At 47.0% G+C, this 26,358-nt stretch carries 26 protein-coding genes, 6 tRNA genes and 2 riboswitches; of the genes, 18 read left to right on the top strand and 14 right to left on the bottom strand.

Translation table 11 applies throughout. The annotated features are described in order from the left end of the window. Positions 1-3 precede the first annotated feature (3 nt). From BK126_RS07560 to BK126_RS07550, 3 genes are all read left to right on the top strand, one after another. Entirely contained in the window at positions 4-354 is a 351-nt protein-coding gene (locus BK126_RS07560; RefSeq protein ID WP_047912142.1) for a type II toxin-antitoxin system PemK/MazF family toxin, read from the top strand. Positions 355-614: 260 nt separating this feature from the next. After that, complete coding sequence (locus tag BK126_RS07555) at positions 615-2,804, top strand: alpha-galactosidase (RefSeq protein ID WP_076312593.1); 2,190 nt, start codon at positions 615-617, stop codon at positions 2,802-2,804. A gap of 529 nt (positions 2,805-3,333) precedes the next feature. After that, the gene (locus BK126_RS07550; protein WP_076312592.1) at positions 3,334-5,523 is read left to right on the top strand and encodes a Tex family protein; all 2,190 of its coding nucleotides are present in this window, start codon (positions 3,334-3,336) and stop codon (positions 5,521-5,523) included. A 72-nt stretch (positions 5,524-5,595) separates the two neighbouring features. Here BK126_RS07550 and cmpA read toward each other — a convergent pair whose 3' ends face one another. After that, positions 5,596-5,742, bottom strand: a complete 147-nt coding sequence (gene cmpA / locus BK126_RS29045) for a cortex morphogenetic protein CmpA (protein ID WP_090726023.1) — start codon at positions 5,740-5,742, stop codon at positions 5,596-5,598. 179 nt (positions 5,743-5,921) lie between these two features. After that, positions 5,922-6,278: a hydrolase/acyltransferase gene (locus BK126_RS07545; RefSeq protein ID WP_076311976.1), complete on the bottom strand. Its 357-nt coding sequence runs from the start codon at positions 6,276-6,278 to the stop codon at positions 5,922-5,924. 119 nt (positions 6,279-6,397) lie between these two features. Here BK126_RS07545 and BK126_RS07540 point away from each other — a divergent pair, with 119 nt between their 5' ends. From BK126_RS07540 to BK126_RS07530, 3 genes are all read left to right on the top strand, one after another. Beyond that, on the top strand, positions 6,398-6,868 hold the full coding sequence (locus BK126_RS07540; RefSeq protein ID WP_076311975.1) for a SprT family protein: 471 nt from the start codon (positions 6,398-6,400) through the stop codon (positions 6,866-6,868). A gap of 43 nt (positions 6,869-6,911) precedes the next feature. After that, positions 6,912-6,987, top strand: a tRNA-Asn gene (locus BK126_RS07535). A 1-nt stretch (position 6,988) separates the two neighbouring features. Then, a tRNA-Ser gene (locus BK126_RS07530) sits at positions 6,989-7,077 on the top strand. 234 nt (positions 7,078-7,311) lie between these two features. Here BK126_RS07530 and BK126_RS07525 read toward each other — a convergent pair. Both BK126_RS07525 and BK126_RS07520 read right to left on the bottom strand, forming a co-directional pair. Next, positions 7,312-8,190, bottom strand: coding sequence for a Cof-type HAD-IIB family hydrolase (locus BK126_RS07525; RefSeq protein ID WP_076312591.1), 879 nt, complete (start codon positions 8,188-8,190; stop codon positions 7,312-7,314). Continuing rightward, positions 8,190-8,966, bottom strand: coding sequence for a DeoR/GlpR family DNA-binding transcription regulator (locus BK126_RS07520; RefSeq protein ID WP_076311974.1), 777 nt, complete (start codon positions 8,964-8,966; stop codon positions 8,190-8,192). Before BK126_RS07520 ends, BK126_RS07525 begins: the two co-directional genes overlap by 1 nt. Before the next feature lie 239 nt (positions 8,967-9,205). Between BK126_RS07520 and BK126_RS07515 the strand changes: the two genes are divergently transcribed. The 3 genes from BK126_RS07515 to BK126_RS07505 all read left to right on the top strand — a co-directional run bounded on the left by BK126_RS07515 (position 9,206) and on the right by BK126_RS07505 (position 9,507). Beyond that, positions 9,206-9,277: transfer RNA gene (locus BK126_RS07515), tRNA-Glu, on the top strand. 62 nt (positions 9,278-9,339) lie between these two features. Further along, positions 9,340-9,415, top strand: a tRNA-Lys gene (locus BK126_RS07510). 9 nt (positions 9,416-9,424) lie between these two features. After that, positions 9,425-9,507, top strand: a tRNA-Leu gene (locus BK126_RS07505). A gap of 204 nt (positions 9,508-9,711) precedes the next feature. Here BK126_RS07505 and BK126_RS07500 read toward each other — a convergent pair. Next, a complete protein-coding gene (locus BK126_RS07500) occupies positions 9,712-10,554 on the bottom strand; it encodes a DegV family protein (protein WP_076311973.1) in 843 nt (280 codons plus the stop codon). A 265-nt stretch (positions 10,555-10,819) separates the two neighbouring features. On the opposite strand from BK126_RS07500, the gene BK126_RS07495 reads away from it, so the two are divergent. After that, positions 10,820-11,203: a helix-turn-helix domain-containing protein gene (locus tag BK126_RS07495; protein ID WP_076311972.1), complete on the top strand. Its 384-nt coding sequence runs from the start codon at positions 10,820-10,822 to the stop codon at positions 11,201-11,203. Positions 11,204-11,278: 75 nt separating this feature from the next. Here the strand turns inward: BK126_RS07495 and BK126_RS07490 are convergent, their stop codons facing one another. Genes BK126_RS07490 through BK126_RS07465 form a run of 6 tightly spaced genes read right to left on the bottom strand, consistent with a single transcriptional unit; the run spans position 11,279 to position 16,094 of the window. Further along, positions 11,279-12,178, bottom strand: a complete 900-nt coding sequence (locus tag BK126_RS07490) for an urease accessory protein UreD (protein WP_076311971.1) — start codon at positions 12,176-12,178, stop codon at positions 11,279-11,281. After that, a complete protein-coding gene (gene ureG / locus BK126_RS07485) occupies positions 12,138-12,857 on the bottom strand; it encodes an urease accessory protein UreG (protein ID WP_076311970.1) in 720 nt (239 codons plus the stop codon). Before ureG ends, BK126_RS07490 begins: the two co-directional genes overlap by 41 nt. A gap of 46 nt (positions 12,858-12,903) precedes the next feature. Further along, positions 12,904-13,602, bottom strand: a complete 699-nt coding sequence (locus tag BK126_RS07480) for an urease accessory protein UreF (RefSeq protein ID WP_076311969.1) — start codon at positions 13,600-13,602, stop codon at positions 12,904-12,906. Positions 13,603-13,635: 33 nt separating this feature from the next. Beyond that, positions 13,636-15,354, bottom strand: coding sequence for an urease subunit alpha (gene ureC, locus BK126_RS07475; protein WP_076311968.1), 1,719 nt, complete (start codon positions 15,352-15,354; stop codon positions 13,636-13,638). Next, positions 15,351-15,740, bottom strand: coding sequence for an urease subunit beta (locus BK126_RS07470; RefSeq protein ID WP_076311967.1), 390 nt, complete (start codon positions 15,738-15,740; stop codon positions 15,351-15,353). Before BK126_RS07470 ends, ureC begins: the two co-directional genes overlap by 4 nt. A gap of 51 nt (positions 15,741-15,791) precedes the next feature. After that, positions 15,792-16,094, bottom strand: coding sequence for an urease subunit gamma (locus tag BK126_RS07465; RefSeq protein WP_047912301.1), 303 nt, complete (start codon positions 16,092-16,094; stop codon positions 15,792-15,794). Positions 16,095-16,499: 405 nt separating this feature from the next. Between BK126_RS07465 and urtA the strand changes: the two genes are divergently transcribed. Genes urtA through urtE form a run of 5 tightly spaced genes read left to right on the top strand, consistent with a single transcriptional unit; the run spans position 16,500 to position 21,265 of the window. After that, positions 16,500-17,765, top strand: a complete 1,266-nt coding sequence (gene urtA, locus BK126_RS07460) for an urea ABC transporter substrate-binding protein (RefSeq protein ID WP_076311966.1) — start codon at positions 16,500-16,502, stop codon at positions 17,763-17,765. 41 nt (positions 17,766-17,806) lie between these two features. After that, on the top strand, positions 17,807-18,712 hold the full coding sequence (gene urtB / locus BK126_RS07455) for an urea ABC transporter permease subunit UrtB (RefSeq protein ID WP_076311965.1): 906 nt from the start codon (positions 17,807-17,809) through the stop codon (positions 18,710-18,712). 13 nt (positions 18,713-18,725) lie between these two features. Then, positions 18,726-19,820: an urea ABC transporter permease subunit UrtC gene (gene urtC, locus BK126_RS07450; RefSeq protein WP_076311964.1), complete on the top strand. Its 1,095-nt coding sequence runs from the start codon at positions 18,726-18,728 to the stop codon at positions 19,818-19,820. Continuing rightward, positions 19,780-20,583 carry an urea ABC transporter ATP-binding protein UrtD gene (gene urtD, locus BK126_RS07445; protein ID WP_076311963.1) on the top strand — a complete coding sequence of 268 codons (804 nt, stop codon included), beginning with the start codon at positions 19,780-19,782 and terminating at the stop codon, positions 20,581-20,583. Before urtC ends, urtD begins: the two co-directional genes overlap by 41 nt. After that, positions 20,570-21,265 carry an urea ABC transporter ATP-binding subunit UrtE gene (gene urtE / locus BK126_RS07440; RefSeq protein WP_076311962.1) on the top strand — a complete coding sequence of 232 codons (696 nt, stop codon included), beginning with the start codon at positions 20,570-20,572 and terminating at the stop codon, positions 21,263-21,265. The genes urtD and urtE overlap by 14 nt, the downstream gene beginning before the upstream one ends. A 116-nt stretch (positions 21,266-21,381) precedes the next feature. Here the strand turns inward: urtE and BK126_RS07435 are convergent, their stop codons facing one another. Beyond that, positions 21,382-22,011, bottom strand: a complete 630-nt coding sequence (locus BK126_RS07435) for a nitrogen regulation protein NR(II) (protein WP_076311961.1) — start codon at positions 22,009-22,011, stop codon at positions 21,382-21,384. Positions 22,012-22,284: 273 nt separating this feature from the next. Beyond that, a complete protein-coding gene (locus tag BK126_RS07430) occupies positions 22,285-22,983 on the bottom strand; it encodes an urease accessory protein UreF (protein WP_076311960.1) in 699 nt (232 codons plus the stop codon). A gap of 318 nt (positions 22,984-23,301) precedes the next feature. On the opposite strand from BK126_RS07430, the gene BK126_RS07425 reads away from it, so the two are divergent. Continuing rightward, positions 23,302-23,384, top strand: a tRNA-Leu gene (locus BK126_RS07425). Positions 23,385-23,468: 84 nt separating this feature from the next. Here the strand turns inward: BK126_RS07425 and BK126_RS07420 are convergent. Continuing rightward, on the bottom strand, positions 23,469-23,948 hold the full coding sequence (locus BK126_RS07420) for a glutathione peroxidase (RefSeq protein ID WP_047912298.1): 480 nt from the start codon (positions 23,946-23,948) through the stop codon (positions 23,469-23,471). A gap of 376 nt (positions 23,949-24,324) precedes the next feature. Next, positions 24,325-24,548: riboswitch (cyclic di-AMP (ydaO/yuaA leader) on the top strand. 140 nt (positions 24,549-24,688) lie between these two features. After that, positions 24,689-24,846, top strand: a riboswitch (cyclic di-AMP (ydaO/yuaA leader). A gap of 140 nt (positions 24,847-24,986) precedes the next feature. On the opposite strand from BK126_RS07420, the gene BK126_RS07415 reads away from it, so the two are divergent. Further along, a complete protein-coding gene (locus BK126_RS07415) occupies positions 24,987-25,400 on the top strand; it encodes a hypothetical protein (protein WP_047912125.1) in 414 nt (137 codons plus the stop codon). Between the two features lie 212 nt (positions 25,401-25,612). Beyond that, positions 25,613-26,266 (top strand): HAD family hydrolase, encoded by a 654-nt coding sequence (locus tag BK126_RS07410; protein ID WP_179085523.1) that lies wholly within the window; start codon positions 25,613-25,615, stop codon positions 26,264-26,266. The last annotated feature ends 92 nt before the right edge of the window (positions 26,267-26,358 follow it).

Here is a 26,358-nt window from a genome sequence, read left to right as displayed (position 1 = left end):
ACATTGATCGTTAAACGCGGCGACGTTTTTTTTGCGGATCTTTCACCCGTTGTCGGTTCCGAGCAAGGGGGAGTCAGACCGGTGCTTGTGATCCAGAATGATATTGGCAACCGCTTTAGTCCTACTTGTATCGTTGCGGCCATTACGGCTCAGATTCAGAAGGCGAAGCTGCCGACCCACGTGGAAATTGATGCAGAACTGCACGGTTTTGATCGGGATTCTGTTGTGTTGCTCGAACAGATTAGAACGATTGACAAACAGCGCCTAACTGACAAGATTACGCATCTGGATGATGATACGATGAAGCTTGTGGGTGAAGCTCTACAGATCAGTCTGGGATTAATTGATTTCTAATTACTGTTCGAGTGAAGAGAGGGCATGGTCTTATATAGGCCGTGCACTCTCTTTTTTTTCAGGATATTAACGGGATTGGTACTTTTTTTAGTTGAAACCGCTAACAAGAGACGAAGATAATTCATTGCATTCCGCTCTAGAGAAATCTATACTGATGAGAGAAAAAAATAAAAAGATGTCTCATGTTGTTGAAAGCGCTGTTATTCATCTTACGAATGATAGCCGATAAGCTGGAAACAGTGGAGACCATGGAGGGAAATATGGGGATTTTCTATACCGAGGAAAAGCGATTATTCCATCTGCAAACCGTAGAAGCAAGTTATGTATTTCAAGTCATGCCTACAGGACATTTGACTCATCTCTATTATGGAAAAAAATTAAGACACGGTGACTTAAGCTGGCTTCAGGTGCGTCAGGAGCGCTCCTCCTTTAGCCCCAATCCCGTGCCTGAGGACCGGACAATATCCTTTGATACACTGCCGCAGGAATACCCGGTATACGGTACGAGTGATTTTAGAAATCCGGCACTTCAATTGAAACAAGCAAACGGTTCCACGGTAACCGAGTTCTTATATACAGGCCACAGCATTGTGCGCGGGAAGCCGCAGCTAGAAGGTCTTCCGCAGACTTATGTAGAGCAAGAGGAAGAAGCAGATACGTTGATCATTCAGCTTGAGGATGCGATTGCGGGAATCAAGCTTGAACTTAGCTATACTGCCTACCATCAGTATAATGCGATTACCCGCTCTGCCCGGATCACGAATACAGGCGATGCGACCAGTGAAATTTTGCGTGCACTGAGCGCAAGTATTGATTTTCCACATGCGGATTACGAGTGGCTTCAGTTATCAGGTGCTTGGGTCAGGGAGCGGGAAATTATCCGCAAGCCGCTGACAGTGGGCACGCAAAGTGTCGAAAGCCGCCGCGGATCCAGCTCACATCAGCAGAACCCATTTGCAGCGCTTCTTACCCCTGGAGCAACGGAAGTGTCCGGTGAAGTGTTTGGCTTCAGCCTTGTGTACAGTGGAAGCTTCGTAGCAGCGGCAGAAGTGGATCAGTTCAAGACGACGAGAATGTCCCTTGGTATTAATCCATTTGAGTTTGGGTGGCAGCTCACACCAGGAGAGTCATTCCAAACACCAGAAGTCGTCATGGTATATTCCGATCAAGGTCTTGGCGGGATGTCACGCAGCTACCATGCCTTGTATCGGGAGAGATTAGCCCGCGGGAAATTCAGAGATCAGCAGCGTCCAATTCTGGTTAACAACTGGGAAGCGACGTATTTCAATTTCAATGCAGACAAGATCGAGAGTATTGCGGCAGCCGGCAAAGAGCTTGGCATCGAACTATTTGTTCTCGATGACGGCTGGTTCGGTCATCGTGACAGCGACAACTCTTCGCTGGGAGATTGGGTTGTCGACAAGAAGAAGCTGCCGGATGGACTTGATCATCTTGTGAAACGTGTGACCGATACCGGAATGCAATTTGGTCTGTGGTTCGAGCCGGAGATGATCTCACCGGACAGCGAATTGTATAAGGCACATCCGGACTGGTGTCTGCATGTCCCGGACAGACGCCGGACAGAGGGCAGACAGCAGCTCGTGCTCGATATGTCACGCAAGGATGTACAGGATGAAATCGTTCGTATGATTACAGATATTTTATCAAGTGCACCGATTACTTATGTGAAGTGGGATATGAACCGGAATATGACGGAGATTGGTTCTGCACAGCTGCCTGCGGAGAGACAGAAGGAGACGGCACATCGTTATATGCTAGGTCTATATGATGTGATGGAACGCATCACCACTGCTTTCCCTGACATTCTGTTCGAGAGCTGCTCCGGCGGCGGTGGACGTTTCGATCCAGGGATGCTGTACTACATGCCTCAGACCTGGACGAGCGATAATACGGATGCGGTATCCCGCCTTCGCATTCAATATGGTACAAGCCTTGTTTATCCGGTCAGTGCGATGGCTTCGCACATCTCAGCAGTACCTAACCACCAGGTAGAACGTACAACTTCCCTTGAGACTCGCGGTAATGTCGCAATGTCCGGTAATTTTGGTTATGAGCTGGATCTGACCAAGTTCACAGATGAGGAGAAGTCCGTTGTAGCTGCGCAAGTTGAACTCTATAAGGAAATCCGTGAGCTTGTGCAATTCGGTGTATTCTACCGGCTCTTAAGTCCGTTTGAAGGCAATGAAACCGCTTGGATGTTCGTATCACCAGACGGCGTGGATGTTGCTGTATTCTACTTCCGTGTTCTTGCAGAGCCTAATGCTCCGCTGGCCCGCCTCAAGCTGACCGGATTGGACCCGGATCGTGATTATGCCCTTGTTAATGGAGATGGCGTATACAGTGGTGATGCACTGATGTATGCAGGAATTTCGGTGGGAAGCAAAAAGGGAGACTTCCACAGCGAGCTTCATCGGTTCAAGAGAGTGTAAATTTAATATAAAGTCAGACCGTTTTGGCCATAACTGAAGTGGGCCGAAACGGTCTTTTTTTGTCCTGAAAAGGGGTGGAAAGCAGGTCAGATGTGGAAATTAAGGTCAAGTTCTGTGATAATAAAGTATCATCATTCATTAACGGATGATAAAATAATCATTTTAAACCGAAAAATAAAGAGAATGAAGCGGAGCACAAACCGACTTCTACTAACCTAAAAAATATGTGCAGTATATAAAAAAGAAAAATTGGAGGGTGCGATATTTTTTTGGAGGATGCATCAGCATTAACGGAGCGCTGCGGAGCAGGTGAGAATGGACTGGAGAAGCGAATGCGTTCGCCTTTGTTCTTAGAGTTGAACCTTATCAGGTCTTATTAAATCGTATAACTCTAAGAACAACAGCGATTGGAAGACCATACTCACAGGCGCAGCATTAAGCTTCGTAGTTTGCTCTAGCGCCTCCAACTCAAGATCGCCCCAGGTAATTCCTACAGGAAAGAGGGATTTTTTTGACGGAATCAACGACAATGGAAGTTAACGAAGAACAAGTAAAACAAGAGCGTGAAGAGCGAATTGTGAAGCAAGTGGCTAAGGAGCTGTCGCTTACAATCAAGCAGGTTAGAACGACGGTCGGCCTCCTGAACGAAGGAAATACGATACCCTTCATCGCACGATATCGTAAGGAAATGACCGGTGAACTGGATGAGAACGTATTGCGTCTTATTGAAGAGCGTACCCTGTATCTGCGCAATCTGGAGGATCGCAAGGTAGAAGTTATCCGGATTATTGATGAGCAGGGTAAGCTTACACCAGAACTTACAGCAGCCATTACCGAGGCAGTGAAGCTTCAAGAGGTAGAGGACCTGTACCGGCCTTATCGTCAAAAAAGAAAAACCCGTGCCAGCGTTGCCAAGGAGAGAGGCCTTGAGCCCTTGTCCGAATGGATCTGGAATCAGCCCAAGAACGGAAATGTGCTTGAAGAGGCAGCAAGCTATGTGAATGAGGAGCTGGGTGTAGAGAGTGCAGAAGCTGCACTAGCAGGAGCCCTGGATATTCTTGCGGAAAATATTGCAGACGATGCAGAAATTCGCAAATGGGTTCGCCGTTATACGCTGGACCATGGAGTGCTCACTTCCGAGGCGAAGGATGCTGAAGTGGAATCCGTGTATGAGAACTATTACAGCTACCGTGAGCTGGCCAAAAAAATGCCGCCACACCGCATCCTGGCGATCAATCGGGGAGAGCGGGAAAATATTCTTAAGATCGGGCTCGATGTGAATGCAGAACCGGTTCATAACTATATTGGACGCCAGATTCTGAAGCCTTCTTCGGTCGTTGAGGAGCAAATGCGGTTCGTAATTGAGGATGCCTATAAGCGTCTGATTGCTCCTTCCATCGAGCGCGAGGTCAGAGCCGAGCTTACGGAAAAAGGGGAGAACCAGGCGATCTCGATCTTCTCTGGTAACCTGCGCAGTCTGCTACTGCAGCCGCCGATCAAAGGTAAGCGGGTGCTGGGAGTCGATCCTGCCTACCGTACAGGCTGTAAGCTTGCGGTTGTGGATGATACGGGTAAATTGCTGGAGGTGGCTGTGACTTATCCAACACCGCCTAACAATAAGAAGCAGGCAGCAAAAGAGAAATTTAACGAGCTGATCCACAAGTATGATATTGAGCTGATTGTAATTGGTAACGGAACGGCTTCGCGCGAGACAGAACAGTTCGTGGCCGAGGTCATTCAAGAGCTTGAAGCCAAGTCACTCGCTTATCTGATCGTTAACGAGGCAGGTGCCAGTGTGTATTCTGCTTCCAAGCTGGCTCAAGAGGAATTCCCTGACCTGGATGTAGCAGAGCGGAGTGCTGCCTCGATTGCCCGCCGTGTACAGGATCCGCTTGCAGAGCTCGTCAAGATCGATCCCAAAGCCATTGGAGTAGGCCAGTATCAGCACGACGTCTCTCAGAAGCATTTGGAGGACAGCTTGAAGGCCGTGGTTGAATCCGCGGTTAACCATGTAGGGGTAGATGTGAATACCGCTTCTCCTTCCTTGCTGTCGTATGTGGCAGGCGTTAATGCAACGATTGCCAAAAACATTGTGAAGTACCGTGAGGAGAACGGCAAATTCACTACACGCAAGGAGCTGCAAAAAGTCCCTCGTTTAGGAGCGAAGACCTTCGAGCAATGTGCAGGCTTCATGCGTATCTCTGAAGGAGTGAATCCGCTGGACCGCACTGCAATCCATCCGGAATCCTATGCTGTTGTGGATCGGCTCTTCCAAGAGCTGAAGGTGGATCTGGACAAGCTCGGCAGCCAAGAGCTTGCGCAGATGCTCGATGAGCAGCGGATCGAAGAGCTTGCAGGCAAGTTAGAGGTGGGTGTGCCTACACTACGTGATATTATCGATAGTCTGCAGCGTCCGGGCCGCGATCCGCGGGACGAGCTGCCGCTGCCAATCTTCCGTACCGATGTGCTTAAGATTGAGGATCTGGAAGCGGGTATGGAGCTGCAGGGAACCGTACGGAATGTTATCGACTTCGGCGCTTTTGTGGATATTGGAATTAAGAGTGATGGGCTTGTCCACATCTCGCAGATGAGTGAAGGCTTTGTGAAGCACCCGATGGATGTCGTTTCTGTAGGGGATAATGTGACGGTGTGGGTACTTAGTGTCGAGCTGAAGAAAGGCCGAGTTGCACTGACAATGAAGAACCCGAATAAAGCTTAAATGGACATTTAAGTTAAAAAGCAGCCGATGCGCTGAGAGCAAAGAGAAGCACAATCGGCTGTAGATGGATTACTATAGTCTGGAATCATTGGCCTCTATTCCGCCAGTATTGCCCGGACGATTGCGATAGAAGAACCAGCATTCGTTCAAGAGCTTGATTTGACGACTGTCCTTTTTGTGAAATGCACGCATAAGTTGGTTACTCAGCCACTGTGGCAAGGGAATCCCTCCTAACACCCGTTAACATCTGTACGTTAGCATATGGGGGAAACGCCCGATTAGTGCAGGTCTACATCAAATAACCGTTCTGGACAGATCGGCTAAAGAAGACATTCGTCATTTCTTTAGTTTGATCTGCAGAACGGTTATTTTGTCATTTCTAATTCAGGAGGAGTTAATTAGATGAGTTCTTCTTCCTCATACCATTGTTCGAGCTGGGCCTGAAGGGCGCGAATCTCTGTTAACAGGGCAACTAGTGGGTAGTGCTCCTCTTTGACAGAAGCAAAGGATCGTTCCAGCTGGTTAATATAATCAAGACCGCCTGTGATGGCGTATTGCTCTTCGAGCAAATCCAGCTGATCGCATTCAGCAATGGCCCTTGGTAAGGTTGGAACCACATCTGCTGTAAGCTTGCTGATCTCTTTGTGGAGACGCAGATTCAGAGCACTGAGCTGATAGGCATAATCAGATGGCATTTCAACAAATTCGAGCTGACCAGCAGCATGCTGCATAATGATATAGCGCATCTTGGACATAACGATGATTCTCCCCTTTTGGTCGTCGTTCTTAAACGTTCCTTGACAGTGTATCCCAAGGTATAGTTACAATCAAGTAGAAACAATGCACGGAAGTGAGCTGAAGAAGTGTGAATCTAATGACAAACGAAGAATTACAGGCTTGGATAGAACGGATATCCATGGATAGCTTCGGTGTACCTTTTCGCCATGAGGCTGTCTTTAACAAACGTTTGACGACAACAGGCGGCAGATATATGCTTCGTAGCCATCGTATTGAGATTAATCCGCATCAGTTAGCGGTGTACGGAGCGGATGAGGTAGAGAAGATCATTAAACATGAGCTATGCCATTATCATTTGCATATACGCGGAAGAGGCTATAAGCATCGTGATCCGGAATTCAAGCAGCTGTTAGCTCAGGTAGGAGGGAGCAGGTACTGCCAGGGCTTGCCTGGTGGAAAAGCTCGCAGATCACTCCCCTATAAATATGAGCTGATCTGTCAGAGCTGCTCACAGGTGTACAAGCGTAAGCGTAAAGTAGATGTGCGCAAATATCGCTGTGGACGCTGCAGCGGCAGACTCAAAATAACAGAGCTGACGAAGGCTTGACTCTCGTCTAAACTTTTGATAAATTATTAATTACAGCTGACGTTCCCTGATAGCTCAGTTGGTAGAGCACTCGACTGTTAATCGAGTTGTCACAGGTTCGAGTCCTGTTCGGGGAGCCATGGAGAGATACCCAAGTGGCTATAAGGGGACCCTCTGCTAAGGGGTTAGACTGCGTAAGCGGTGCGAGGGTTCGAATCCCTCTCTCTCCGTTCCATAAAGCAAAGAAAGCCCGCGAGGGCTTTTTTTGCTTTATGGAACATAAAAGATGGGATGAGAACCCATAAGGGTTCGTCGGAGCATAAGCTTCGGAAGGATTACATCGCAGTCTCGACCGAAGGAGAGTATCCCTCTCTCCGTCCGATATAACAAAAAAAGCCCGCGAGGGCTTTTTTTTTGCTTCATAGGACATAAAAGGCAGAATCTACTTACAGCATTCACAAAAATTAAGTTAAAGAGGGCTCCAAATTCAGGCCTGCCAGCTTACGTTCAATAGCGTACGCAACGCCATTCTCAATATTGGTAAGCGTAACCTCTTTGGCAATAGCCTGAATATCTGGATGTGCATTGCCCATCGCGACAGAGGTTCCGGCAAGGGTAAGCATGGATACATCATTATTGCTGTCTCCAATCGCCATCGTATGCTCGAGTGATATGCCGAGCCTTGCAGCCAGTTTGCTCAGTGCATTTCCTTTAGATGCATCCGGATGCTCAACTTCAAAATTGTGATCTGCAGAAATGACCATGGTTACCTCCGGATTGTTCCGGAATCTCGCGCGTCCGAGCTCAAGCTTCTGCTTATCAAAGGATAGAGACAAGATATTGTATATTTCCGCATCCTGCGGAATGCTGCGATAGGAAGGGATTCGCACAATTCCGGTTTGTTCATATTGCTTCTCTGCCATACGAAGCAGGCGGTCCAGGCTCTCTTCCGGATTCGCGCTTAAGGCACGGTCAATTTCTATAGACATGAGCTGATGGCCTTCATTTGGCGAATAAATCGCCCGGTCGGTAAGGACCTCATAATAAAATTGGTTTTGATCAAGCCATTCCAGTACGGACATAGCTGTATTTCTATCCATTGGAATGGACTCCACTCGGTTTGAATTCTCATCATGCGTTGTCGCTCCATTTGCCCCGATCACCGGCGTGTTAATTCCGGCTTCTGCACATATCGCCTTAACGTCAGCATGAGCTCGACCTGTAGCAATCGTAACGTGTACGCCCAGGCTTTGGGCTTTGCGGATGGCGTTTGCATTTTCTTCACTAATCTTACTGTCACTGTTTAGCAGTGTTCCGTCCAAATCTATAGCAATGAGCTTAATCATAGGGTAACCTCCTGATCGTCGTCGGGAATTAACACTTCAACTTGATTCTTTTTCAAGAAATCCAGCATTTCTTTATCTGGAGAACGATCTGTAATCATGATGTCGACCATGCTCCAATCTGCAAATCGGTAAAAATAGTTACGCCCGAACTTCGAGTGATCCGCGAGCACAATGACGGTATCGGCTTGTTCCATCATCTTGAACTTTACCTTGCCTTCTTCATCATCCGAGCTAAGCCCATCGGTCGTCACTCCACCTACACCAATAAAAGCCTTCTCGACATGATAGTTGGATAAGGTATCAATGACGGAAGCGCCATAGACGTAGCGATGCTCCTTGTGCAATATTCCTCCCAAGAGCCTGATTTGAATCGAATCTTTATCTGACAGCAGGTCTGCCGAGTTAATGGAGTTCGTAATCACCGTGCAATCTTGCGGGTGTAAATATTCGGCGCAGGCCTGAACGGTGGTTGAAGAGTCCAGAATAATGCGATCTCCCTTGCGAACGAGAGCAGCCGCCAAACGACCGATCGCCTTTTTCTCATTCGAGACGGTAGTCAAACGATCTTTATAATTTTTAAATTCCTGAATGGGGGAGGGGAGTAGTGCGCCGCCTCTGGTGCGTACAATGAGATCCTGATCTTCAAGCTTGATCAGATCTCGTCTTGCTGTATCCCTGGACACTTCAAAGATCGAGCAGATTTCTTCTATAGAGATTCGACCTGAATTGGCCAGATGGTCCATGATAAGCTGCATGCGTTCTTCCTGATACAAGCGGAAACCCCCTTACGTTGATGCATCAATATAAGTCATCATAAGTCAAAATAAGCAATTATGCAACCTAAATAGATTGAACAGCATGTAATTGTGCATCAATCTACGTTATTTTGGTTAAATATGGTAGTCAATCAGGGTTATAAACTTGTTTATATTTTTTTAAAAAAAGGGCTTGTCAAATACTTATTAAATTTGATATACTCTAAAAGTCGCCAATGAGCGATCGAAAAAAATAAGGCCCGTTGGTCAAGGGGTTAAGACACCTCCCTTTCACGGAGGTAACAGGGGTTCGAATCCCCTACGGGTCACTTTATCCAACCTTGTTTTATGTACTTCGCATAGTGGCATACATCATTGGATTACTCAGCAAGAGCCATTAGCTCAGTTGGTAGAGCACCTGACTTTTAATCAGGGTGTCGAAGGTTCGAGTCCTTCATGGCTCACCAGTTTAATATGCGGTCGTGGTGGAATGGCAGACACGCTATCTTGAGGGGGTAGTGGGTGTATACCCGTGGAGGTTCGAGTCCTCTCGACCGCATCCTAATAACTAGTGAAAGAGTCTTACGTGCTTAACGTAAGGCTCTTTTTATGTCTCCTGCTGACTGCTGTAATGTATGACGATTCTGGTAAAATGATTTATTCTGCATTGTACATTAAAAAAAGGACTATACTTGAGTAGTAGCTGTCTCAAGAGATAGTCCTTATCTATCATGTCTCACATCTATAGTTTAGTTTTGATAGCTTAACCATAATAATACATAAAGCCAATGGCGCCTACACCGGTATGCGTACTAATAATAGGAGAAGTATAGCTGATATCAATATCACTGTGACCTGTTAATTCCATGATTGCTTCCTTCAACTGCTCTGCTAACTTATGCCCTTCTGCATGAGCAATTCCTACTTTATGAATAGTCTTGCCCTTCACGTCTTCTGCAAATTGTTTGGCCAAATGTCTGACGATTTGGGCGTGACTGCGCAGGTTGATGACAGGTGTATACTTACCGTCAGATAACATAGCAATCGGTTTAATATGAAGCAGTGAGCCGATGAGGCCCTTGCTCTTACCGATACGTCCGCCCTTTACCAGATTCTCAAGGGTATCTACTGCGACATATAGCTTAGTTTGATTACGAATTTCAGTCAATCGATCGACAATCTCGGAAGTGCTCTTACCTTCTGCTGCCCATGCTGCTGCTTCCAGCACCTGAAACGAGAGGCCCTTCGAAATGTATTGAGAATCAATGACAGTTACTTTGGCGCTGGACATCTCGGCAGCCATTTCTGCTGAACGTACCGTACCGCTCATACTGCCTGTCATGTGAATGGATATAATTTCATAACCTTCCTCATGAAGCCGGTTGTAACGCTCCAAAAATTCACCAGCTGCAGGCTGTGAGCTTTTGGGCAGCTCGTTGCTCTGCTTCATTTTCTGGATGAATTGTTCTGGAGTAATATCAATACCATCGACATAATTCACACCATTAATAGAAAAGGATAGAGGTACCACTTCAATTCCATGACGCTGTATGACGGATTGGGAAATGTCCACTGTAGAGTCCGTCACGATCTTAATCTTCTTCATTCATTCACTCCTTATGCCAAAATCCAGACTGTTAAAGACGAGTGATAATCTCCTAATATTCGTATATTCGTAAAGGCTTAAAAGGGAAGGGCAGTTAGCACTTTTGCTCTATTAATCTGGACATTTATATTAGTATATACGAGTAGGCATACCAGGTTCAAATGGTAGGCTGAGGATAGAACTTGTGTATGATATAATATGAAATTATTGTGAAGTTTATTTGCAAAATGGACTAGATAATGACATAACTGGAAGGCGGGCTTATATGCATTCTATTTATTTACGAATTGAGAAATTAATTAATGAGCGTGGGATGACAAAAAAAGCCTTCTGTGAGGAACTTAAGATTAGCACCGGAAATCTAGGTGATTGGAAACGGGGAAAATCTATACCAAGTACGGCTAAGCTGATCGAAATTGCAGCCTTTTTTGATGTCAGTCTGGACTGGATTATGGTCGGTAGAAGCGATACTCTTATTAAAGAGCAGAGCGCGACTTATGAGACTAAGGGGCATTCGGAGCATGCTTTTTCGGATGATACGATTTCTGGTTTGACGATAAAGGAACAGGAATTCATTAAGGAATATATCGAATTTACACGTTATCGGAAGCAGAAGCGAGCAGATAACGGTCCGGATGAACTGTCTTGACTATGATTTGATAGTGCGCTTTACATACGAAAGGCCCTGATTTGCTGTACAGCAGATCATGGCCTTTATTTGACTCTATTTTCTGAATTGCAGAGGGACCTTACCTATTACTTCAGGTCTGATCTGATTCCACAATTCAATACAAAACTCCTGGAGCTCAAAGGCTGCTCTCCCGAGCATGCGTACAGCGATCCCTTGTCCACCTGCGAGAAGGGTTGCGCCTGCTAGAATACGGCCGGTTTGTGGAAGGGCTTCTCGTATAACTGTAAGCTCCTTCGCGCTGATATTCTCTCCTGCAATCCATAAAGCGGCCATATGCGTATAATCGAGCATCCCTGACAGGTTATTTACTTCCTCAAGACCCGGCTCAAGGGAGAATCGATCCCAGACAAGGAGCTCTTGCTCCTTCCATACCTCGGTGTGGCCTTGGAAGTGAATAAAGTCAAATTGCTCTCCGCGATGTACCCGGCCAGCCGACCATACATCCGCATAGACTAGAGTGGCGTTGTTACCGAGATGGAATGCTGTAGTCAAGACAGACCGACTCCCGGCAAAAGGGATAACGCATTCTGGGAAGTACTCTAGTATTGCGCCCTGTTCCAAATGAAAGGTGTGGCTAACAGAGGAAGGGAGGGTCGGTGTCGGATGTAGTCTCGTAGCCGAAGTACTAGTGAGGACTACGTGAGATCCTTCCTTAAGCAGCCATTTTGAATCATACGCATCACCATTCATCACACCCGGTGATACATCTGAGGTGTATACACATAGCTCTCCGTCACTGCCGGGAAGGCGAAAGGTCCGGCTGATTCTCAGCGGCACAGTATGATACCGGTCCGTAATATAAGTGAGGCCACCTTTGCGTTCAAAGGTGGCATACAGCTCACTTCGTTTCGTACCGGACGGATACAGATCTGTCCGCTCTTCTGACCGGAGATTAGTGGGAGTGGTGATGGCCGTGTTCATGAGCATGCTCATGGGCAGCAGCTGCCTCATCATCCATGAGCTGGTGCTCAAGCCAATGGATAATCTCGGATACGCCTTCGCCGCTCATCAGATTGGACATCACATAAGGGCGGCCTTCGCGCACTTTTTGCGTATCTGACTCCATGACGCTGAGGTCTGCGCCAACGAATGGGGCGAGGTCGGTCTTGTTGATGAGCAGGAGGTCCGAACGTGTGATACCAGGACCGCCTTTACGAGGGAGCTTCTCGCCTTGGGCTACGTCAATGATGTAGATAAATACATCAGCCAGCTCCGGACTGAAGGCAGCGGACAGATTATCCCCGCCGCTCTCGATAAAGATCATTTGCAGATCATCAAAGCGTTCTTGCAGCTCCTCTACGGCTTCGAAGTTCATAGAAGCATCCTCGCGAATCGCAGTATGCGGGCAGCCTCCGGTCTCAACACCGATAATGCGGCTGCTATCGAGAGCATTCTGGCGAAGAAGGATTTCAGCATCCTCTTTGGTATAGATGTCGTTGGTAATGACTGCTATGCTGTAGCGTGTACGCAAAGCCTTGGACAGCTTCTCTACAAGGGCAGTCTTGCCGGAGCCAACCGGACCCCCGATACCGATACGCATTGGGCGACTGTGATCGAACGGAATTCTCTCCCAATTTGCGTGATGATGATGATTTGAGCCTGTTCCACACATATGAATCATCCTCCTGATTTTTAAGAAATATATAGTTCGTTTTACTTCAAGACATAAACAATCTGGCTGGCAGTGTTTCGTGCCTCATGGCATAAATTTCTTGAGCAAAGCTATAGCTGCTCATCCCCATAGGATCGGTGTCTTTGACTGTGTTCCAGGCTGCCTCGATATCAAGAATGAGCTCCTGAATCAATCGCTGCGCTTCAGTCTGGCCTATCGGCATTAACCGTAACGCGCTGTTTACATAAGCTGTAACTGCGGTATACAAATGCCCGGTTACTGCCTCATCTAGACCAATCTCCAGCTGGAAGGCGATATAGGCATGCACAGTCGGCAGGCAGCATAGAGCGCGATGATCCCGAACAGAGATATCGAGCAAATCGAGGTCTAGGTCGGTGTATATACTTCGCGCCAGCTTCACTAGGCGTTTTCCCATTTTGTGAGAGCTCTCTCGCAGTTCTCTAGGGGAGCGCTGGGCAAACAGACGCTTGTCATAAAAGGCGATTCCCTCAGGGTTGTTATTCGCTGCTGCCTCGTACACACCCTTCATGGCAAGTCCATCTAAACGGGTGAGACTCCCGGTCAGCTGGCTGCGAATGAATGAAGCGAGCTCTTCGCTTGTCCGGATTACCCCTTCGGCGGTATAGGTTTCGAGCCCTGAAGAATGGGAGAAGCCTCCTATGGGAAGTGCCGAATCCAGCAGCTGTGCGTATCTTAGTAATTTAATCGTAGAGCTGGTCTGCAACGTGTAACCACTTCCTTAAGTCTGATGAGCGGATCAGAACATAAAATATCGCTGTGTCATAGGAAGACTCTCGGCAGGCTCGCAAGTGAGCGGCTCTCCGTCAGCCTTGACTTCATAAGTTTCAGGATCAACTTCTATGACTGGCGTAACATTATTGTGGATCATGTCCTTTTTGGTCACGCTTCGGCAGCCTTTAACAGCCTCAATTCGTTTAGTCAAGCCAAGCTGCTCGCCAATGCCGGCTTCTTTAGCAGCTTGGGATACGAAGGTAATGGAGCCTTTTTGCAGCGCTCTACCGAACGAACCGAACATAGGGCGGTTAAATACGGGCTGTGGTGTCGGTATAGAGGCATTCGGGTCACCCATCTGTGCCTGGGTTATAATGCCGCCCTTCAGCACCATCTCTGGTTTGACTCCAAAATACGCCGGGCTCCACAGCACAAGATCCGCCCATTTGCCGACTTCAACCGATCCGACAATATGACTGATTCCGTGAGCGATTGCAGGATTGATCGTGTATTTGGCGACATAACGTTTAATCCGGTCATTGTCCGATGGCGAATTCTCGGTGATCGAGAGCTTACCGCGCTGCTTCTTCATCTTGTCGGCGGTTTGCCAGGTGCGGATAATGACTTCGCCTACCCGGCCCATAGCCTGTGAATCCGAGCTGATAATACTGAATACACCAAGATCATGAAGAATATCTTCAGCTGCAATGGTCTCCGGACGAATCCGTGAATCTGCAAAAGCGACGTCCTCTGGTATGGATGGATCCAGATGGTGGCACACCATGAGCATGTCCAGATGCTCTTCGACCGTATTTCGAGTGTAAGGTCTGGTCGGATTCGTAGAGGACGGGATAACGTAGTTCTCTCCTGCAGCACGAATGATATCAGGGGCGTGTCCACCGCCCGCACCCTCTGTATGATAGGTATGGATGGTGCGGCCGTTAATCGCGGCAAGCGTGCTCTCCAGGAATCCGGTCTCATTCAATGTATCTGTATGAATGGCTACCTGTACGTCTTGCTGCTCGGCTGCAGTAAGACAAGCGTCGATGGCAGCGGGCGTTGTACCCCAGTCTTCATGCAGCTTCAGTCCAATTGCCCCAGCCTTAATCTGTTCGATCAGTGGTTCCGTTGTTGAGCTGTTTCCTTTACCCAGGAACCCGAGATTCATCGGAAAGCCTTCCGCGGACTGCAGCATCGTATGTATATGCCATTCGCCTGGAGTGCAGGTTGTGGCTTTGGTGCCTGTAGCAGGTCCGGTTCCACCGCCGATCATCGTCGTAATACCTGAGTTGATGGCAGTACGTATCTGCTGTGGTGCGATAAAGTGGATATGTGTGTCTATTCCTCCGGCAGTGATGATATGCCCTTCTCCGGCTATAATTTCGGTTGCTGCGCCAATAATGAGAGCGGGATCAACGCCATCCATCGTATCCGGGTTACCGGATTTACCAATGCCGCAAATAAATCCATCCCGAATACCGATATCCGCCTTTACAATACCCCAATGGTCTATGATGACAACATTCGTAATGACCGTATCCGGTGTTCCTTCGCTTCGCAGGGCAGAAGCTGATTGGCCCATGCCATCTCGGATGACCTTGCCTCCGCCAAATTTGCTCTCATCACCATATACGGCATAATCCTTCTCGATTTCTGCCCACAGCTCTGTATCTGCGAGTCGGATGGCATCACCTGTTGTGGGTCCAAACATGGATGCATACTGCTCACGTGTCATTTTTTTCATGATGGATCACCTTCATTATTCGCTGCGGGAGCACCGAACCTTTCGATAAATGTCTTAAGCTTGACCTCATCAGCAGGCTGATCCAGTGATCCGTTGGTCAGATTGTTAAAGCCCTGAATTCTCTGCTTCCCACCAAATGTAGTCAGATCTACAGGCTTCTCCTCACCGGGCTCAAAACGTACAGCAGTTCCTGCTGGAATATGCAGTCTGCGTCCGTAGGCACTCTTGCGATCGAAATCAAGCTGGGCATTCACCTCGTAGAAATGGACGTGTGAACCGATCTGCACCGGCCGGTCTCCCCGGTTGATCACGGTGAGCTGAATCGTGTCACGATCAGGATGACAGATGATGTCGTCCTTCTTTAACCTGTATTCTCCTGGGATCAAGATGAATTCCCTGCCTTTCTATGCGTGTATTCTGTTACTATTGCGTAAGAGTCAGCGAATCGGCTCATGAATGGTTACCAGCTTCGTCCCGTCGGGAAAAGTAGCTTCTACCTGTACCTCCGGAATCATATCCGGTACACCCTCCATACAGTCCTCCTTCGTCAATACCGTTCCTCCATAGCGCATCAGCTCTGCAACTGTCATGCCGTCGCGAGCTCGCTCCAGCACTTCAGAGGTCAGGATGGCGATGGCTTCGGGTACATTCAATTTGAGTCCGCGCGCCTTGCGTTCCCTGGCCAAGTTGGCAGCTACGGTAACAAGCAGTTTGTCTTTTTCTTCCTCAGTCCAGTGCACATGAATCCAACCTTTCTGCACTACAATCTATTTCTAGATTTTTCAAGTTTGATATCTAACATCATAATACAACGGATGGGTGGAGCAAAAGCGTTCATTTTATTCGTTGTGTGATTAAACCCATCCTACTGCCGATGAGGCTGTGGAAATATCTATCTTTGCTAGAAACGATAGAATTGAAATAGATCATTTTATGTTAAATATACTCACACAGATAAGAATGCTTTGTCAATGATAATCATATCATTTTGTGAAGATGCATGATCGAGTTAGGCGAAAAATAAAATTATGTAAGGAATATTGACATAACAAAATAGATGCACCTATAATGTGATCACCAAACATTGTTGGAAAAATTTATGAGAATGTTCGGTCTGAGGGAAAAAACAAAGGGGAGTGGAGTCTATGTTAAAGAAAAAGTTCGGCAAATGGTTTCCTGTCATGATCGCTGGTGTTCTGATGCTGTCTGGATGTGTGTCATCCGGTGGAGAAACGGCCACACAGCAAACAACAGGTACGGAAGGAGCAGAAACGGCAGCTGCTTCAGACGGGGATACGATTAAAGTTGGCGTACTGCATTCTCTCAGCGGGACAATGTCCATAAGCGAGGTATCGGTTAAGGATGCGGAGATGCTGGCGATTGAGGAAATTAATGCAGCCGGCGGCGTGCTTGGCAAACAGATCGAGCCTGTCATTGAAGACGGTGCCTCTGATCCAGCGATCTTTGCAGAGAAGGCAGGGAAGCTGCTCCAGCAGGATAAAGTGGCGGCGGTGTTTGGAGGATGGACTTCCGCAAGTCGTAAAGCCATGCTGCCTGTTGTTGAATCGAACAAAGGACTTCTCTTCTATCCTGTTCAGTATGAGGGCTTGGAAGCTTCGCCTAACATCTTCTATACCGGCGCGACGACGAATCAGCAGATCGTACCTTCGGTCAGCTGGCTGCTGGAGAATCGGGGTAAGAAGTTCTTCCTGCTAGGCTCAGACTATGTTTTCCCTAAGACAGCGAACAAGATTATAACGGCACAGCTGCAGGCTGAGGGCGGAGAGGTCGTAGGAGAAGAGTATACACCATTAGGACATACGGACTACAGTACGATTATCAGCAAGATCAAAGCAGCTGACCCTGATGTCGTATACAACACGCTGAATGGGGACAGTAACGTTGCGTTTTTTAAACAATTAAAGGATGCGGGCATCACCTCTGAGGATATAACGACTCTCTCTGTCAGTGTAGCGGAGGAAGAGATTCGAGGCATTGGTGCGGATGTGCTGACAGGTCATCTTGCGGCATGGAATTATTATCAAACGACAGAAACTCCGGAGAATACCAAGTTCACAGAAGCCTACAAAGCAAAATATGGTGAAGACCGTGTAACGGCAGATCCGATTGAAGCAGGATATACGGCGGTTTATTTATGGAAGGCCGCGGTTGAGAAGGCGGGATCGACAGATGTGGAGAAGGTGAAGGAAGCAGCAAAAGGGATCGAGTTTGATGCGCCAAGCGGAAAAGTGACGATTGATGGTGATAATCAGCATATTTACAAAACCGTTCGGATCGGTGAAGTGCAGTCAGATGGACAATTCAAAGAGCTGTGGAATTCAGGCGAGCCTGTAAAGCCAGACCCATATCTTGAAACCTATGAATGGGGTAAATCGCTCAGCGCTGAATAAATCGCATATTTTCTATACTAAGGGAAGGAGGCAGAACTCGGATGGATATGTTTATACTGCAAGCCTTTAATGGACTTAGTGTAAGTTCCATTCTGCTCTTGATTGCACTGGGTCTTGCTGTTACCTTCGGGCTCATGAACGTCATTAATATGGCGCATGGGGAGATGATCATGATTGGAGCTTACGCGACATTCGTCACGCAAAATCTGTTTATCTCCTACATGCCGGCTTCTTGGTTTAATACTTATTTCCTAGTGGCGCTGCCGGTTTCTTTTCTGATTGCTGCAGCAGTAGGGTGGCTGCTTGAAGTACTGCTCATTCGTCATTTATACGGACGTCCTCTGGATAGCCTTCTGGCTACCTGGGGCGTTGGGATGATATTGCAGCAGCTGGCAAGGACGATTTTTGGTGCCCCGAATGTCGGGGTAACCAGTCCTTCCTGGCTTAATGGAGGATTCGCAGTCACGGATTCTATTGTTCTCCCGTATACAAGACTGTTTATCATCCTGTTGGTGGTTGTAGTGCTGCTTCTAATGTATATCTACATCTATAAGACGGCTCAGGGACGGCGTATGCGAGCGGTAATGCAAAACCGCAACATGGCGGGATGTCTCGGGATTTCCACCAGACAGGTAGATGGACTTACCTTTGCTATTGGTTCTGGTATCGCCGGGATCGCGGGCTGTGCATTGACGCTGCTCGGACCTATTGGTCCGTCTCTTGGAACCTATTATATCGTGGATGCATTTATGGTTGTCGTGCTTGGCGGTGTTGGGAAGCTGGTAGGTACCGTTGCGGGTGCGCTGGGTATTGGCGTGTTCAATACATTGTTTGAAACATACACAAGTGCATCGATTGGCAAGGTGCTTGTATTTGCTTGTATTGTTGCATTCTTGCAATGGAAACCGCGGGGACTCGTGGCACTGCGCTCACGCAGTTTAGACTAGAGGAGGGATACCGATGCCGATTGTTAACAAACTTGGAGTTCGTGGACAGCGTATCGCCTGGGGGATCGTCCTCATTCTAATGAGTCTTGCGCCGCTTGTTTCCACGGAGTTCCGACTAAGTCTGCTGGCGAAATTTCTGGCCGTGGCTATCTTGGCTATAGGACTGGATCTTATATGGGGGTATGGTGGTGTACTTAGCTTGGGCCATGGTGTATTCTTCGGTCTTGGAGCGTACGCGATGGCGATGTATTTGAAGCTGCAGGCAAGTGGGGCTTCGCTGCCTGATTTTATGGTATGGAACAGTGTGGAGAAGCTTCCATGGTTCTGGGAGCCCTTTCGATCGTTTCCGATCGCGATGCTGCTCGGGATTTTACTTCCGGCACTGCTGGCGTTTCTACTCGGTTTTTTCACCTTTAAAAATCGGATCGCCGGAGTATACTTTACAATTCTGACCCAAGCGCTTGTTATGATTGTCGTTACCTTGTTTGTTGGTAAACAGGAGTGGACAGGTGGAACGAACGGTCTAACCGGCTATAACCAAATTTTCGGTATGCAGCTGCACCATCCCACTACCACCATTATGCTGTATTATGTAACACTGGTGGTTCTGGTTCTTGCTTATATTTTGTGCAGACGTATCGTTCGCAGCCGGTTTGGTCAGGTGCTGGAAGCCGCTCGAGACGGAGAGAATCGTGTTCGATTCTTGGGCTATGATCCTGCTTGGTACAAAACACTGGCCTTTACCTTGTCAGGGGCGCTTGCTGGTCTCGCTGGAATGCTCTATGTACTGCAAGTAGGAATTATATCTCCTTCTATGATGGGTATCGTTCCTTCTATTGAGATGGTGCTGTGGGTAGCGCTTGGAGGCAGAGGGACATTAATTGGTGCTGTGATTGGTGCCGTCATTCTGAATGCAGCGAAGACAGGGATTAGTGAGGCGTATCCAGAGGGCTGGCTGTTCGTTATGGGTGGTTTATTTGTAGCTATTGTCTTGTTTATGCCTCGTGGACTTGTCGGGGTATATCATAATCTGTCCAGATGGTGGAGACGGAAGGGAGGTGCTCGAGATGCCAAGTCCGTTGTTGAAGCCGAACGAGCTACATCCTAAAGGAAAAACGGTTCTGTCTGTTCAGGACATAACGGTGTCTTTTTCAGGCTTCGTCGCTGTGAACGGGATGAATCTTAACCTCAGATCTAATGAGCTTCACTTTCTGATCGGGCCTAACGGGGCAGGGAAGACCACGATGCTTGATGTCATTTGCGGTAAAACGAAGCCTGTGTCCGGTAAGGTGCTGCTTCCTGATGGAACCGACTTGACTCGTAAAAAAGAGCATCAGATCGCAAGGCTTGGAATCGGACGGAAATTTCAAGCGCCGTCGGTGTTCGGTGGTCTAACGGTCAAGGAAAATCTGGAGCTTGCTGATGATCAGAACAAAGGGGCTTTTCATTCGCTGCGAGGCCTTCGTGGAGGCGAGATAAGCCATGCGATGGAAGAAGTCCTTACACAGATCGGTCTAACCGATCGAATCCTGGTAAGGGCGGGAGCGCTGTCTCATGGAGAGAAGCAGTGGCTTGAGATTGGGATGCTGCTGCTGCAGGAGCCTCATGTACTTCTGCTTGATGAGCCGGTGGCCGGGATGACAGATGATGAAACGTTGAAGACGGGAGAACTGCTTCGGAGTATTGCCAAGAAACGCTCTGTAGTCGTTGTTGAGCACGATATGGAGTTTGTCAGACAATATGCAGAGAAGGTCACGGTGATGCATGAGGGCAAGCTGCTGACGGAAGGGACCATGCTTGAGGTTCAGCAGAATCCTGTTGTCGCCGAGGTCTATTTGGGCAAAAGGAGGAAGCAGGATGCTGTCACTTAAAAATATTGAATCTGGATATGGTGAGAGTATGGTGCTCCGTCGTGTTCATCTGGATATCGAACCAGGACAGGTCGTGTGTCTAATGGGCAGAAATGGAGTCGGTAAATCAACTCTACTTCGTACGCTTATGGGTGTTCTCAAGACGAGCCAAGGTGAAATAAGCTGGGAGGGTACGGATATCTCGGAGTGGAATTCTGCGAAGAGAGCCCGTGCAGGCATCGGATATGTTCCGCAGGGCCGGGATATTTTTCCGCAACTGTCCGTAAAAGAGAACCTGATGCTGGGTCTTGAAACAACCTCTAAGAGAAGCAAAGTGTTTCCTGAGGATGTGCTTGCTATGTTCCCGGTGCTGCCTACGATGTACAAGCGGCAAGGTGGAGATCTAAGTGGAGGGCAGCAGCAGCAGCTCGCCTTTGCAAGAGCGCTGGCCGCGAGGCCTAAGCTTCTGTTGCTGGATGAGCCGACAGAAGGAATTCAGCCGTCGATTGTAGATGATATTCGCGATGTCATTATTCGGATTAAGAATCAGAAGGATACGGCCATTCTGCTCGTAGAGCAGAGCGAGGAATTTGTTCGCAGTGTGGCAGACTATATTTATGTCATGGATAAGGGTAGTATTGCGATGCATGGCAAGCCGGAGGATCTGGATCTGGCAGCATTTGAGCATTATCTCACGGTCTAGGTGGTTTAAACTAAGAAATACGGTATTACAAAAACACTCGCCCTGATTCGGAAGGAGTCCGTTCTAGGTGAGTGTTTTTTTTGATGATTCATGAGCTATGTGAACGCTGGTGTTAACTAGCTCAAGGGGTGATCTAGAATCCTTGCATATTGCGGGTACAGCTTGCGAATGCATTCAGGGCATATATCATGGGTGAATTCGGCATGTGTATGCTTCTCGACAAAACTCTCCACAGTATTCCATTCATCTTCTTCATCTCTGATGCGCTTGCATACAGCACAGATCGGCAGCATTCCTCGAAGAGTTCGTATTTGGGAAGAGGCATCCTTGAGATGATGTTCAAGGTGTTTCAGGTGTGTGATATCAACGTGAGTAACGACAAGTCCTTTGAAGTCAGATTGGAGGGAGGTTTCATATAGAGATGCTTCCAGACGAAGCCAAATGTAACTGTTGTCCCGCAGTATCCTGACTTCGCACACATAACCTGCCATGTTGTTGTTTAGTACTTCTTTGAGTTGATTGATAATGTTATTCATGCTGTGTGGACACGCCCCTGGAAATGACGCCATTAGATTGAAATAATTAGAACCCAGCCAATTGGTACTGGTAATACATTCATAACGGGACATCTTCTCGGGCAGAGGATGGTTGTACGAGCATATCGTTCCGTAAGCGTCAATAATGACAATGGTTGACTTGAAATCTTCGGACGAGGTCTTTATAAAAAAGGGTTCGGCTTCGGACAATAGTAGTCTCTCCCTACACTTATATTGACATTTTTAATGGAGCAGAGGTGTTGTGTTGAGATTGAGTTTCTTCCAAAAAAAAGGTTGATCATATTATATACGTTCTTGCGTCATCTAACAATCATTAATCACTTACATACGTCGTTCTTTTGCGACAGCGTAAAGTGGAATTATGACGAAAAAAAGCACGCTGGCAGAGGAAGGGGGCCAGGCGTGCTTTAGATAGGGAGGGGCTTGGGAGGCCCTGAAGAGGTGAGCTGGGGGGCCTTAGGCTTAAGCTCTTGTATGTTCAATACCGGATTCGTGGAAGGGGAAGCCCGGTATGAGGGATTGCATTGACAGAATTGAGCTCTGGAAGGGCTGGAGGCTTGCGCTTCTGGCTCTGTTCCATTCTTCTTCGAGGTCACTGTCCAGTACGCTGGACAAGGCGTCGAGATCGCGGGTTTCGATTTTTAATAGTCGTCTTGCGTGAATCAGGCATACATCCTTGGCAGCATGAAGATAACCGGAAGCTGCGTCGTCGGCGGTAACCTCAAGCTGAGTATTGATCCAGGCATGAACGACGGGGAGTGAGCCGACAGCATCATATCGATGGATAAGAGCTTCGAAATGCTCAAAGTCCATCCATGGATGCAGCGCTTTAGACAGTTTGATGAGACGCTTTCCCATGGCTCTGGAGGATTCCCGTTTGTAAGCAGGGGTTCGCTTGACGTGAAGCATCTTATCAATGAGGGCGATTCTCCACTCATCCTTCTGCTCTACTGCTGTGTAGATGGCCTTGATTGCCATGCCTTCCAACTGCACGAGACTTGGATGCAGCTCGCATCGCATGAATGTCTCCAGGTCGGTAGTCGTTTGGATCGTACCTTCCTCGATGTATGACTTAAGTCCGAAGGAATGAGAGAATCCTCCGACTTGAAGTGAGGAATCAAGCAGTTTTACATAATCAAGAAGCTTATTTCCTCTGTTCACCAGATTCGCCCCCTTATTGTGTTAAACGCGATAACCATCTTGGGTGAATTCATATGTTATGTATATGTCAATTTATCTTTGAATATCGGTATGTTTGATATGTATTTTTACATAAACATCCTTATACTGTCAATAATAAAACGGAATAATATCCTATAAACAGTTAAATACCTATTTTTAATGTAAGATATATTGACATTTACTTAACTTCACAGTCTTATCTAAAATCAAAAAATAAATTTTAAAATAATGACTTTACTTATGGCTGATAAGTGTGTATAATATATTTTGTTGGCACGAAAATGCTATACAAGATGTGCGGTCGTGGTGGAATGGCAGACACGCTATCTTGAGGGGGTAGTGGGTGTATACCCGTGGAGGTTCGAGTCCTCTCGACCGCATCATACGAAAGAGCTTGAAGCAATTTGCTTCAAGCTCTTTTTTTTGCTCAGTGTGGGTTTCGACGGGGATTACATGCAAAATTCTCATTTTAACAGCTTGGCGATATCCGCTTCAATCTTGTCCGGTGTCGTTTGTGGACTGTATCTTTTTACAATATTTCCGTTCTGATCGATAAGAAACTTGGTGAAATTCCACTTAATCGCCTTCGAGCCAAGTATACCTGGTGCACTGTCCTTTAAGTGCTTGAACAGCGGATGTGCCTCATCTCCATTGACTTTAATCTTCTCAAACATCGGGAAGCTCACACCATAGTTCATTTGGCAGAACTCTGCGATTTCATCATTTGAGCCCGGTTCTTGTTCGGCAAATTGGTTGCTGGGGAAACCGAGAATTTCAAAGGATTGGTCATTGAATTTGTCATATAGCTCCTGCAGTCCTTTGTATTGAGGGGTTAGTCCGCACTTGCTCGCTGTATTTACGATCAAGAGTACTTTTCCTTTGTACTCCTCCATGCTTAACTTCTGGCCTTTAAGTGTATTCACTTGGTATTGATAAATCGACATGCCTTCATCCATCCTTTTTATAAATTTGGAATATAAATGATGCTTGTATTGCCGTTTCCCATCAATCTTATTATATATATTGATAACAATTTAATTTTAAACAATATATGGAGAAAGTCAAACAAAGCTTAAGAATGGAGGGGGACGATTGTCGAAGGTAAACTTAGGCATTAGAATTAAACGAAATAACGAGATAAACTGAGAACAGATAAGCTGCATGCATATTGATGAATGTTTTACTCTTATTCTATCCAAAAACAACGCTAAATCGTCAAGATGAGCCGCTGAAGGAGCTTTACATCGATTTTCAACGGGTGTATGATTCATATCGTAAATCTTGAGCAAACGAACAACCGTTTATTTAAATAGTTTCTCATTGCTATGATCGCTTAATTTCTGCCTAATATGGCGGAGAGCGGGGGAACCAGAGTAAGGCAGCGTGCTTGATTCGGTGTGAGAGCCGAATGATACACGATGCATGGGGTGAATTCTGAACCGAAGATTCATGTGGAATGTCATATGGAATCATCAGGAACAGATAGGACGACTCTCACCGTCCGAATCCGACAGCTAACCTCGTAAGCTGTACAGAGCTGAACTAGAGATGTGGAAGAAATACATGATTCTTTCCTTCACTTCGCTTAACGTGAATATTCTCTAGGTATCGTCTGTGCCAACGTTTGAGAGAGGAATGATAAATCTTGTGAGCGATCAGCCACAGAGGTTTAATCCTCTGTGGTTTTATTTATGCGCTGAATTTTTGTTGATCCAAAAAGCGGGGGACCCAGATGTGGATGCATCGATCCATGGGGTGAATTTCATGGCTATTGCCGTGAATAGGGCAATCTCTCTTGTCCGAATCCGACAGCTAACCTCGTAAGCGTAACAAAGGGAGAGGCAGCAAGCCGAGTAGCGCCTATATCGCAGGTCATGTTTTGCCATGTTCTGATATATAGGTGGGAGAGCACCGGGCATGCCTTTGATCGTCGGTGTTCTTTTTTTGTTGTCTTTTTCTATTACAGGGAGGAAATGATTGTAATGAGTGATGAAGTTATTTTAGTTACGGCACCAAATGAAGCGGCCAGAAATTTTATTCGATTATTAATGTACAAGAAGCTTTCTTTTGCTGTACTGACGAACAGTGCACAGGAAGAGAAGCAGGTCAAACGGCTTGGAGTAGAGCACATTATACGTATGGATACGGCGTTTACAAGTAAATGGCTGCTGCCTAATGCGGCGGTAGGACGTATTTTTATTTTTGAGAACAGCTTGAATCTGACCTGCCGGTTTTTGCAAATATGCAGACCCTGGACACGTAAGCCGATTACTATTATTACACAGCTGAATCATCCTCGCGGAGTATACCGCGGTATGGGCGCAGACCACGTTATTTTTACAATCAAGGGCGAAGTAGGATTTCTGTTAAATGGAGAACGGGCTGCTGTTAATTAATTGATCTGCACGCACACAGCGATAGAAGCAGGAGACTGCGGCTAATGGCTAGTGTAGGTGCTTACTATACAGTTTGCGTAATTAGATGCAGGATTGATATACTGGAGTTAAAGGAAACATAGCATGTGAGACTCGTGATATAAGCATGGGTCTCTTTTTCTATATTTACAGATGGAAAGGTAGAGAATGGCATTATGGGGAAGTTTGATCATGTGAAATGGCTCTTTTTTGATATAGGAGATACACTCGTAAATGAATGGGTTCCCGTTGATCACATTATCGGCCAATTTGTGAGAGAAGCAAATGGACTCGGGTATAACATTACAATGGAGGACGTACGCAGCAAATTTATTCAGAGCTATTCCAATTACATCGCTTCTCCCATGCAGTACGCGATTTCGGAGCTCGTGCCTTCCGAGGAGGACAGAGAGTATATCAAGCCTAGGCTTAAGTTTCAAAAGGAGCTCGAAGAGCCTTACGCTGAAGCTCGGTCTGTTCTTGAGCAGCTGGGCGAACGCTATAGGATCGGTATCGTGGCTAACCAAAGTCCGGGTACGGAAGAGCGGCTGGAGAAATATGGACTTCGTTCTTATGTAGATGTTATTGCATGTTCGGCCGAACAAGGCTTGTCTAAACCAGATGTGCGCTTATATCAATATGCACTGAAAACAGCCGGAGCTGAGCCCTCGGAATCCATCATGATCGGGGATCGTATTGATAATGATATTATCCCAGCCAAATCGCTTGGAATGATTACGATTCGAATTATGCAGGGTTACGGCCGCTACCAGCCTTCCACGAATGATAAGGATACACCGGACTATACTGTGAATAATCTGAACGCACTGACGGCCCTGCTTCTATAAACCTAATAATAAACTGAGGCTTATACAGCAGATAGTAGCTGCTGTGCAGGGGGACTGCGCTCCGATGGTTAGCCGCAAGCTAACAGCTGGGG

This window comes from Paenibacillus sp. FSL H7-0326 (assembly GCF_001955535.1).
Classification (GTDB): Bacteria; Bacillota; Bacilli; order Paenibacillales; family Paenibacillaceae; genus Paenibacillus; species Paenibacillus shunpengii.
This window is presented reverse-complemented; position numbering and strand designations above follow the sequence as displayed.

Bases quoted from the DNA above. Each gene is read 5' to 3' on its own strand.
- urtE (WP_076311962.1), top strand. From the start codon at position 20,570: ATGCTGTCACTTAAAAATATTGAATCTGGATATGGTGAGAGTATGGTG.
- urtD (WP_076311963.1), top strand. From the start codon at position 19,780: ATGCCAAGTCCGTTGTTGAAGCCGAACGAGCTACATCCTAAAGGAAAA.
- BK126_RS07555 (WP_076312593.1), top strand. From the start codon at position 615: ATGGGGATTTTCTATACCGAGGAAAAGCGATTATTCCATCTGCAAACC.
- BK126_RS07495 (WP_076311972.1), top strand. From the start codon at position 10,820: ATGCATTCTATTTATTTACGAATTGAGAAATTAATTAATGAGCGTGGG.
- ureG (WP_076311970.1), bottom strand. From the start codon at position 12,857: ATGTGTGGAACAGGCTCAAATCATCATCATCACGCAAATTGGGAGAGA.
- urtA (WP_076311966.1), top strand. From the start codon at position 16,500: ATGTTAAAGAAAAAGTTCGGCAAATGGTTTCCTGTCATGATCGCTGGT.
- BK126_RS07545 (WP_076311976.1), bottom strand. From the start codon at position 6,278: ATGTCCAAGATGCGCTATATCATTATGCAGCATGCTGCTGGTCAGCTC.
- ureC (WP_076311968.1), bottom strand. From the start codon at position 15,354: ATGAAAAAAATGACACGTGAGCAGTATGCATCCATGTTTGGACCCACA.
- BK126_RS07415 (WP_047912125.1), top strand. From the start codon at position 24,987: ATGAGTGATGAAGTTATTTTAGTTACGGCACCAAATGAAGCGGCCAGA.
- BK126_RS07550 (WP_076312592.1), top strand. From the start codon at position 3,334: ATGGAAGTTAACGAAGAACAAGTAAAACAAGAGCGTGAAGAGCGAATT.
- urtC (WP_076311964.1), top strand. From the start codon at position 18,726: ATGCCGATTGTTAACAAACTTGGAGTTCGTGGACAGCGTATCGCCTGG.
- BK126_RS07420 (WP_047912298.1), bottom strand. From the start codon at position 23,948: ATGTCGATTTATCAATACCAAGTGAATACACTTAAAGGCCAGAAGTTA.
- BK126_RS07540 (WP_076311975.1), top strand. From the start codon at position 6,398: ATGACAAACGAAGAATTACAGGCTTGGATAGAACGGATATCCATGGAT.
- BK126_RS07490 (WP_076311971.1), bottom strand. From the start codon at position 12,178: ATGAGCATGCTCATGAACACGGCCATCACCACTCCCACTAATCTCCGG.
- BK126_RS07500 (WP_076311973.1), bottom strand. From the start codon at position 10,554: ATGAAGAAGATTAAGATCGTGACGGACTCTACAGTGGACATTTCCCAA.
- urtB (WP_076311965.1), top strand. From the start codon at position 17,807: ATGGATATGTTTATACTGCAAGCCTTTAATGGACTTAGTGTAAGTTCC.